At 67.0% G+C, this 4,031-nt stretch carries 2 protein-coding genes; both read left to right on the top strand.

The annotated features are described in order from the left end of the window. Positions 1-2,094: DUF4159 domain-containing protein (locus EN935_RS25375; protein WP_127373727.1), on the top strand; the 2,094-nt coding region annotated here is incomplete at its 5' end. A gap of 63 nt (positions 2,095-2,157) precedes the next feature. Next, the coding region (locus EN935_RS25370) for a hypothetical protein (RefSeq protein WP_127373726.1) at positions 2,158-4,031 on the top strand (1,874 nt) is incomplete at its 3' end.

Raw genomic sequence — 4,031 nt, 5'->3', positions numbered from 1 at the left:
CCGGGTGACCCTGCCCCGGCGCAGGTCACCGCCGGCGCCTTCGACGACAAGGGCCGCCGCATCGCCGATGCGACGCTGACCTTTTCGCCTGGCGAAACCACCGCCACCGGCACCATGGCGGTGCCCTTCGAGCTGCGCAACGACTTCGCTTCGATCGCGCTTGACGGCGAGCGCCAGGCCGGCGCGGTCCGCGTCCTCGACGAAAGCTCCAAGCGCCGCCGCGTCGGGCTGTTGTCGCAGGCCGAGGCCGACCAGGCGCAGCCGCTTTTGTCGCCGCTCTACTACATCAGGCGCGCGCTGCAGCCCTTCGCCGATCTCGTCGAACCCTCCAGCGCCGACCTCGCCGACGCCATCCCGCAGATCCTCGATCAGAAGCCGGCGATGATCATCATGGCCGACATCGGCACCATTCCCGCACAGGTCCGGCAGAGGCTGGTCGACTGGGTCGACAATGGTGGCACGCTGGTGCGTTTCGCCGGCTCCCGGCTGGCCGCCGCCGGCAATGACGACGACCTGCTGCCGGTCCGCCTGCGCACCGGCGAGCGTTCGCTCGGCGGCGCGCTGTCATGGACGTCGCCACAGCCGGTCACCGAATTCCCCAAGGCCGGCCCGTTTGCCGATCTCGCTCCGCCGACCGAAGTCACCGTCACCAGGCAGGTCTTGGCCGAGCCGACGCCCGACATCGTCGAGCGCACCTGGGCGGCCCTTGCCGACGGCACGCCGCTGGTCACCGGACTGAAAAAAGGCAAGGGCACGCTGGTGCTGTTCCATATCACCCCCGAGGCGACATGGTCGAACTTGCCGATCTCGGGCAGCTTCGTCGAGATGCTGCGCCGCATCGTGCAGCTGTCACGCAACCAGGGCGCGGCGATCGCCAATGCCGAAGCCGCCGCCGCGTCGCTGGCGCCCTACCGCATGATATCAGCCGACGGCACGCTGGTGCCGCCGACGCCTGACGCGCGGCCGCTGGTGCCGGGCTCCGGTGCCCTGCCCGTGACATTTGAGAACCCGCCCGGCCTCTACGGTTCCGAGACCGGCGTGTTTGCCCACAATCTGCTTGAAGCCGACAGCACGCTGGCCCCGCTGGCACGCCCGCAAATCACTGTTCCCGTCACATCGATCCAGTATGCCTTTGACGAATCGCGCAATTTGAAGGGCGCGCTGGTTGCGGCTGCCCTGGTGCTGATGCTGCTCGATACGCTGGCGGTGTTCTGGATGGGCGGCCTGTTTTCGCGCCGGCCGCGCCGTGCCCGGGCCGTGGCAACCACCGTCGCGGTCCTGATTGCGCTGGGTAGCTTGTTCGGCCATGCCGATCTGGCCCGCGCCGACGATGCCAAGCCGGGCGACGAAGTGGCCATAGAGGCGATTTCGAAGACCCGTATCGCCTATGTGCTGACCGGCGTGCCTGGCGACGATTCGATCAGCCGCGCCGGGCTCGAGGGCCTGACCCGCTTCCTGATCGAGAAGACGGCACTCGAACCGGGCGCGCCGGCCGGCGTCGACATCTCCAAGGACGAGCTGTCATTCTATCCGCTGATCTACTGGCCGATCGATCCGGCCGCGCCGATGCCGAGCCAGGCCGCGATCGCACGCATCGACGCCTACATGCAGCAGGGCGGCACGGTGCTGTTCGACACCCGCGACCAGTTCGCCAATGGCATCGGCGCCGATTCGACCAGCCCGGCGACCGAGCGGCTGCGTGACATCCTCGGCAACCTCAATGTGCCGCCGCTGGAGCCGGTGCCGTCCGACCACGTGCTGACCAAATCCTTCTTCATCCTGCCCGAATTCCCCGGCCGCTTCGCCGGCAGCCCGCTGTGGGTCGAGGCGTCGCTCGACGCCAGCAATGCCGAGAACCGGCCGGTACGCACCGGCGACGGCGTTTCGCCGATCATGATCACCGCCAATGATTTCGCCGGCGCCTGGGCGGTCGACGAGAATGGCGACCCGCTGCTGCCGACCGTGCCGGCGGACCCGATGCAGCGCATCTACGCACTGCGCGCCGGCGTCAACATCATGATGTACATGCTGACCGGCAACTACAAATCCGACCAGGTGCACGTGCCCATACTGCTCGAACGGCTGGGGCAGTAAGATGAGTTTGTTTGGTGCGCTCCGGTCACGGATAAACCCTCCCCACAAAGGGGAGGGTAAGAGATGAACTGGTCGATTTCCTTCGAACCGCTGATCTCCTGGCCCTTGCTGGCCTTGGCGCTGGTGCCGTTGGCGCTGCTGGCACTGGTCGGCCTGTGGTTTCGCCAGCGCGGCTCGGTCTTCCGCTTCATCGCCCTTTTGGCGCTCGCCGCCGCCTTGTTCAACCCGGTGTTCCTCAACGAGGAGCGGGAGCCGCTGAAAAGCGTCGTCGCGCTGATTGTCGACCGCAGCCAGAGCCAGGATATCGGCGATCGCACCAAGCAGACCGACGAGGCGCTGGCCGGGCTGCAGCAGCGTCTTGGCCGCTTCAAGCAGTTCGACGTGCGCGTCGTCGAGGCCGGCAAATCCGAGGCCGCCGAGGAGCGCACCGAGACACGGCTGTTCGGCGCGCTCGAAGGCGCTTTCCGCGACGTGCCGCCGTCACGCATCGGCGGCGCCATCATGGTCACCGATGGCGAGGTGCATGACGCGCCGCGGGGCGCGCCCGATTTCAACGCTCCGCTGCATGCCTTGATCACCGGCAACGACCACGAGAAGGATCGCCGCATCCGCTTCGAGAACGCGCCGCGCTTCGGCCTTGTCGGCAAGCCGCTCGACATGACCTACCGCGTCATCTCGACCGAAAACGAGACTGGCCCGGTCGATGTGCGCGTTTCGGTCAATGGCGAGCAGGTGGCGGTCGAGCACGCCACCGTCGGCCAGGCTATGCCGCTGCAGGTGACCATTCCGGGCGCCGGCCGCAACATCGTCGAACTCGCCATCGATCGCGAGCCGGGCGAATTGACCGACACCAACAACCGCGCCATCGCGCTGATCGACGGTATCCGCGAGAACCTGCGTGTGTTGCTCGTCTCCGGCGAACCGCATGCCGGCGAGCGCACCTGGCGCAATCTGTTGAAATCCGACGCCTCGGTCGATCTCGTCCATTTCACTATCCTGCGGCCGCCGGAAAAGCAGGACGGCACGCCGATCAACGAATTGTCGCTGATCGCCTTCCCGACCCGCGAGCTGTTCGTCGAGAAGATCAAGGATTTCGACCTCATCATCTTCGACCGCTACCAGCACCGTGACGTGCTGCCGATCCTCTATTACGACTACATCTCCGAATATGTCGAAAAGGGCGGCGCGCTGCTGATTGCGGCCGGCCCCGAATATGCCGGCGAAAGCTCGATCGCACGCACACCGCTGATGGCGGCCCTGCCGGCGATGCCGACCGGCGAGGTTGTCGACAAAGCCTTCTATCCGCGCCTCACCGATCTTGGCCAGCGCCACCCGGTGACGCGCGGGCTGGATGGTTCGGCCAGCGAGCCGCCGCACTGGAGCCGCTGGTTCCGCACCATCGGCGTGCAGAATCCCGAAGGCGAAGTGGTGATGAAGGGCGCCGACAACCGGCCCCTGCTCCTGCTCGACCGCAAGGGCGAAGGCCGCGTCGGCATGCTTCTGTCGGACCAGGGCTGGCTGTGGGCGCGCGGCTTCGAGGGCGGCGGCCCGCATGTCCAGCTCTACCGGCGCATTGCGCACTGGCTGATGAAGGAGCCCGAGCTCGAGGAGGAGCGGCTGACCGCCGACGGCCGCGGCATGGTGCTGGAAATCCGCCGCCAGACGATGGCCGACGATCCCGGCCCCGCGCAGATCATCACCCCATCCGGCAAGACACTGACCGTTAAGCTCGAGAAATCCGAACCGGGCGTCTTCCTCGGCAGCGTCGAGACCAGCGAGATCGGCCTCTACCAGGTCGCCAATGGCGACCTGACGGCGCTCGCCCATGTCGGCCCGGTCAACGCACCGGAATTCGCCGATGTCATTTCCACCGAAAACCGGCTGAAGGCGCCAGCGGAAGCCACCGGCGGCAGCGTGCGCCGGCTGGCGCCATCCAC

The organism is Mesorhizobium sp. M7D.F.Ca.US.004.03.1.1 (assembly GCF_003998635.1).
Lineage (GTDB): Bacteria > Pseudomonadota > Alphaproteobacteria > Rhizobiales > Rhizobiaceae > Mesorhizobium > Mesorhizobium loti.
The sequence above is the reverse complement of the archived record's forward strand: the minus strand, read 5'-3'. Positions and strand labels throughout refer to the sequence as shown.